We start from the raw sequence: 5,371 nt of genomic DNA, 5'->3' as shown, positions 1-5,371 counted from the left end.
GGGGGTTGGGATGCATAGGCTGGTGAGGATTTTTCGCGCTTGGGGGCGGAGCTTGGCCCGGGCTGGACTTTTGTTCGGGCTGACGGTTCTGCTGGGAGTGGGAAGTGGAGCTCCGGTTTTCCTACCAGCGGCGGCGGCTGTCCCGGCAGATTTGGAAGAGCAGGTGCTGCAGATCATTCGAAAGAACCCCCAGGTGATTCTGGAGGCCGTACAGGAATACCAGCAGCGACAGTACCAGGAGCAGCAGCAACAACAGCAGCGGCTGGCGGAAGAATTTGGCCGTCAACTGCGGGAGAACCCACGCGCCGTCATCGGAGATTCCCCTCGACTGGGATCCGACGCTCTGCGGTTAGTGTTGGTGGAGTTCTCCGATTTTCAATGCCCCTTCTGCGCCCGCGCCCACAGCACCCTCAAGCAGTTCATGGCCGACCACGGGGATGAGGTGACCTTGGTGTACAAGCACCTGCCCCTGACCAGCATCCACCCAGAAGCGATGTCGGCTGCCCGGGCTGCTTGGGCCGCCCAACGTCAAGGTAAGTTCTGGGAGTTTCACGACGAGCTGTTTGCCAACCAATCTCAGCTTGGGGATGGGTTTTATGTGGCCACTGCTGAGAAGCTGGGCCTGAATATAGAAAAATTCAATCGGGATCGGCGCAGTCGGGCGGCAGAACGCGCCATTCAGCGAGATATTGACTTGGCCTCTCAACTGGGCATCGGTGGCACTCCCCATTTCATCTTGAACGGCATTGCCTTCTCCGGTGCGCAGCCGCTGGAGGTGTTTGAGCAGACGCTGCAGCAGGCTAAGCAAGCCCTCTAGCCGGGAAAGTGCTCCGCACTGCTATTGAAACAGGTGGTGTATTGCAAACAGGTGGTGCAACGGCTGGCCTATCCTTCTTACCAGCCTCGCCCAGTTGCCCAAACGCTCCGTCCTTGAGGAGGGCTTTACGGTAAGCTCAGGGCAGTGGCAGGGTAGTCAACCGCTCTATTCGCCCAAGCGGGCTGTAGGCTTTGACAAGCCAGTAGGGTGGGGAGTATGTCAAAAGCAGAAACTCACCCAAGTCGCCATTTGGGCCGAATGGGGATCCCCAACGGCAGGGAAGGAGGAGAGCGTTTGATGGCGGAAGGGGGTCTCGGCTACTCCACGGGCAGGATGCGGGCATCGAACCCTGCTTCGGCCAGAGAGCGCCGCGCCTGTTCGGCGTTGGCCCGTTGCCGGTAGGTGCCCACCTGAATCACTGAGCCCCGCAGGAAGGCATCAGGGGCAAACTGTTGCAGCTTGGGTAGGGCCTCTTCCCCAGCCGGCACCACCACCCAAAATCCGCTGCCACCTTCTTCCCCAGGAGGAACAGCCTGGGCAGGCGAGGAGGAGACGGGATCCGCTTGCAAAAGAGGCTGAGAGCGGCGCAGATCGGCGGGGAAGATCCCCGCTTCATAGCCTTGGCCGGCCAAGTAACGCACCTGCTCGGCGGCAGCAGCAGGGTCGGCAAACCCACCTGTGCGCACCACCCGCAGGTCATCGTAGATCAAGGGCAGGGATCCCTCTAGGAGTTGTTTTAGCGCAGGCCATTTCTCCCCGGTGGGATCGGCCACCAACACCCAATAGCGCTCTCCTTGTGCTGGGTTGGAGATGGGATCCTGGCCCGCATTTTCTCCTACCAGCGACACCGCCACTGCCGGTAACCCCTGAGCGGTTAGCCAGCGGGCTTGATCCTGGGCCAACGACAGGCGGGAGAAGGTTCCCGTTTGCAAAGCAACCTGGCCGCGGTACTGCACCACAGTGGCTCCTGGAAAGAAGCGGCGCACCCGTTCTTCCAAACGGGGATCACCGGTGGGGTTGGGCACGTGAGTGGCAAAGGGACGCTGGGGATCCAAGGGCGGAGCGGTTGGCGTCGGCGGCACAGAGGCTTTTGAGCTGGCAGCAGGGCGGCTGGGTGCTGCTTGGGCAGGAAAAGCAGGGGGCAGAGGGGGATCCGTCTCTTGGCGGCTCACCACCCGCACCGATAACCCCAGCCGTTCCAAGTCGGCCTGACGGCGTTGAGCATGGCTACGGTTGATGAATGTCCCCGCCAGAATGAAAACCTGCCCATCCCCTTGCACAAAATAGGCATCCGGCACCTGGGTGCGCACCTGAGCCAACTCCGCCGCCCCATCCGCCAGTACATGCACTTGGTAACGGGTCAGGGCCAAAGCAGCCGGCAGGACGTTCCCATTAACGGCGTGGAGCACAAGGGCAAAGGCCGCCAGGGATCCGGCAAAGAGGGCCGGTTGCGCTGGCAACAGGAGTGCGGAGCACTTTAGCCAGCCGTAGTCCTTACGGGCGTTGCACATGGGATCCATCTCCTCTGGCGGGATTGGCGGCAACTCAAACCTCTGCATCCGGGATGGAGTCTTTGCCTGGGCCTGCGGGGATCCCCCACAGTGCCAGAGCTCGCAGTTCACCCCTTGCGGGAAGGACAACTCAAAGCTAGCGTAAGCCGAAGTTTGGGCAAGGCTGTGCCAGGGATGGGCTTGCAGATGCCGCCCACCACCGATAGAATGCTCCGCACTGCCACCGCAAAGATGCAGCCCAGTTGGGTTCACGGGAGAAACACAGATCTAGTGCATCTCCAGTATAGACAGGCTGGCAAGACTCTATCGCTATGGCTTGTCGGGGAGTTTGTTTCAGAGGCGACGGCGGCGGGATGGAGTCCTCGCCACAAGGGTGCGGGATCCCCCCAGGGCAAAGCGGATGATCTCCGTCTTGTACTGCTGCGAGCCCTCTGTGTAGCGGGCAAGCTGAATGGCAGATCCCTGGCCGGAAGGAAGCAAGAACCGTTCGCGACAGTGGTGGGCAGCACTCTCTGGAGTTTCCGCTTCGAGGGCAATGAAAAACCGCAGACGCAGCAGCACTTCCAACTTGGACAAGTGCTCGGTTTGCTCTGGCACCAAGCGGCCTAACGAGATTTGTAGGCGCGGCCTGCGTCGCCGAGATCCGGGGCGGCCCCAAAGCTGCTGGGCCAGTGTCCACAGAGAGGTCTGCTCAGAGGACTTGACCAACAGCTTTAAGCCTGTCAGCGGGTTAAGACCATAGGTAAGCAGCAGAGAATACATCGGCGGCAGGAAAGATTCAGAGGAGCGTTTTGAGCTAACGTCAAAAGGATACCCTATAGGCCAACTGTAGCACTGCCTACCCTCTATCCCCATCCAAGCCCCGCCCTTCCCTATGGCCGGGATCCCTGCTCAACGCTGGCTGTTTCATCCTGTGGACAAGTTGACTGCCCAGAGCTTGGCCGAGGCAGTGGGGATCTCGCCCATATTGGCTCAGATCTTACTCAATCGCGGGCTCTCCAGCCCTGCTGCCGTGCAGCAGTACCTGCAGCCGGATCCCGCCCACCTGCCCCCACCCAGCCGGGATTTTGCCGATTTGCCCCTGGCGGTGGACTTGCTGGACGGGGCGATTCGCCGACAAGAGCCCATCGCCATTTGCGGCGACTACGATGCCGACGGCATGACCAGCACGGCCCTGCTGCTGCGGGCTTTGCAGGACGCTCCAGTGCATTACCGCATCCCCAGCCGCATGACGGAGGGCTATGGCCTCAACAGCCGCATGGTACAAGAGCTGCACCGAGAGGGGGTGCGCCTCATTCTCACCGTGGACAACGGCATCTCCGCCCACGAGCCCATCCAACTGGCCAAAGCTCTGGGCTTGACGGTAATCGTGACGGATCACCACGATTTGCCGCCCCAGTTGCCCCCTGCCGATGCCATCCTCAATCCCAAGCAGCTCCCCGTTTCTTCTCCCTATCGGGGGATGGCCGGGGTGGGAGTTGCCTACCTCCTGGCCCAGGCGCTGGCCGAGCGCCGTGGTGATGGCCATCTGCAGCGGGTGGCCCTGGAACTGTTTACTGTGGGCACCATTGCCGATCTGGCGCCGCTGACGGGGGTTAACCGCCTTTGGGTGCGGCAGGGGCTGCACCTCTTGCCCACCTCCCAGGTGGCAGGGATCCGCGCCCTTCTGCAGGTGATGGGCATGCAGGGATCCCTGGAGGGGCTGCGGCCTGAGTGGATTGGGTTTGGCCTGGGGCCCCGCATCAACGCCGTTGGGCGAATTGGCCGGGCGAGAATGGGGATCCAGTTGCTGACCACCGACGATCCCCTGCAGGCAGAGAAACTGGCCCGCCGCTGCGAACGGCTCAACCAGGTGCGGCAGCAGATGTGCGGGCGCATCGAGGCAGAAGCCCTCGAGCAAATTGCCCAGCAAGGCCGAGATCTGCAACAGGAGCGGGTGTTAACAATTTTGGGATCCCCTCAGCAGAAATGGCATAAAGGGGTGATCGGCATTGTGGCCTCGCGGTTGGCAGAGCGTTTTGGCTGTCCGGTGTTCATCGGCAGCCAGTCGCGGCAAGGGGAGATCAGCGGCTCGGCGCGGCAGGGGATCCCCGAGTTTGACGTGTTTCAAGCGTTGGAGTTTTGCAAGGATCTGTTCACCAAGCACGGCGGCCACCCCGCTGCCGGGGGATTTAGCCTGAGAGCAGAAGACTGGCCTTTTTTTGAAGAACGATTGCGGCAGTTTGCCCAACAGCAGTTGCAGCCGGAGCAGATCCAGCCGCTGGTGCAAATCGATGCCGAAGTGTCGCTGTCAGATCTCACCCTTGACCTCTATCGAGAGCTCCAGCATCTGCAGCCCTGTGGCATCGGCAATCCTGAGCCGGTCTTCTGCAGCCGCAACCTGCAGGTTCTGCAACAGCAGCGATTTGGCCCAGTTCCCGGCCACCTGAAGCTGCTGCTCCGGGATCCTGCTCTCCCTACGCAACGCTCCCATGGGTTACGTGCTACTCGGACGGAGTCCTCTTGTCCGGGCAGGAGCGACTCAGCCGCCAAAACCCCCAGTGATGACCGCGGAGTGGCCAGCATCACCGATGCGTTGGTGGGGATCACAAACGCGAAGCCCCAGCGCCCTCTTTGGGCCATCCGTTGGCGGGGAGCGGAAACCCATCCGCTGCCGGAGCGAGTTGATGTAGCCTACACCCTCAAGGCCAAAACATGGCAGGGAGAAACCCAACTGGAGCTGGAAATTCTCGGGATCCAACCTGCCCAAGAGGCTGCCACTGCCGGCAACCCCCCTCTCGAGACCCCTGACGCGAGCGAGGCTCCCATTCTGGACACCGTTTCTTCGATGCTCAACCCCAAGCCTTCTACCCCCTCCCAGGGCAGGGCGGAGCCCTCACCTCTGTTGATCTGGCGCCCCACCCCCCAGCCCACCCAGCCTTTGCGTTGGCAAGCTGTAGACCGATTTTCTGTCCTCTGGCCTCAGGCGCAGGGAACCATCCTGTTCTACGGCTTCCGCCGCCCCTCGCTGGTCTTGTCTTCAAGGCCTACGGCCCGCTATCGC

The 5,371-nt window shown here is 61.6% G+C and carries 4 protein-coding genes; 2 read left to right on the top strand and 2 right to left on the bottom strand.

Annotated elements, in window-relative coordinates:
* Positions 1–817, top strand: an 817-nt coding sequence (locus NW819_RS04795; protein ID WP_414413054.1) for a DsbA family protein, incomplete at its 5' end; no start/stop codon positions are given.
* Positions 818–1,134: 317 nt separating this feature from the next.
* On the opposite strand, the gene NW819_RS04790 is transcribed toward NW819_RS04795, so the two are convergent.
* Both NW819_RS04790 and NW819_RS04785 read right to left on the bottom strand, forming a co-directional pair.
* Positions 1,135–2,457, bottom strand: coding sequence for an SPOR domain-containing protein (locus NW819_RS04790; protein WP_414413053.1), 1,323 nt, complete (start codon positions 2,455–2,457; stop codon positions 1,135–1,137).
* A gap of 204 nt (positions 2,458–2,661) precedes the next feature.
* Positions 2,662–3,090 carry a hypothetical protein gene (locus tag NW819_RS04785; protein ID WP_414331038.1) on the bottom strand — a complete coding sequence of 143 codons (429 nt, stop codon included), beginning with the start codon at positions 3,088–3,090 and terminating at the stop codon, positions 2,662–2,664.
* Positions 3,091–3,202: 112 nt separating this feature from the next.
* Here NW819_RS04785 and recJ point away from each other — a divergent pair.
* Positions 3,203–5,371, top strand: a 2,169-nt coding sequence (recJ, locus tag NW819_RS04780; protein WP_414413052.1) for a single-stranded-DNA-specific exonuclease RecJ, incomplete at its 3' end; no start/stop codon positions are given.

It is taken from the genome of Synechococcus sp. R8-2 (assembly GCF_047461715.1).
Classification (GTDB): domain Bacteria; phylum Cyanobacteriota; class Cyanobacteriia; order Thermostichales; family Thermostichaceae; genus Thermostichus.
The sequence above is the reverse complement of the archived record's forward strand: the minus strand, read 5'-3'. Positions and strand labels throughout refer to the sequence as shown.